The organism is Streptomyces hesseae (assembly GCF_031845785.1).
Taxonomy (GTDB): domain Bacteria; phylum Actinomycetota; class Actinomycetes; order Streptomycetales; family Streptomycetaceae; genus Streptomyces; species Streptomyces hesseae.
This window is the reverse complement of the sequence record NZ_JAVRFI010000092.1, coordinates 1-287: the sequence shown is the minus strand read 5'-3', so window position 1 is coordinate 287 and position 287 is coordinate 1. Positions and strand designations below refer to the sequence as shown.

General features: G+C 58.5%; 1 rRNA gene. It reads right to left on the bottom strand.

The window, feature by feature from the left end:
• Positions 1–287, bottom strand: a 23S ribosomal RNA gene (locus RM609_RS34345); the annotation flags it as partial.

Genomic DNA, 287 nt, shown 5'->3' with positions numbered 1-287 from the left:
CTCGGTATTCTCTACCTGACTACCTGAGTCGGTTTAGGGTACGGGCCGCCATGAAACTCGCTAGAGGCTTTTCTCGACAGCATAGGATCATCCACTTCACCACAATCGGCTCGGCATCAGGTCTCAGGCTTCATGCCGTCCGGATTTGCCTAGACAGCGCCCTACACCCTTACCCCGGGACTACCACCGCCCGGGCTGGACTACCTTCCTGCGTCACCCCATCGCTTACCTACTACAAGTCTGGTCCGTCGGCTCCACCACTTCCCTTTCCCCGAAGGGTCCAGGAC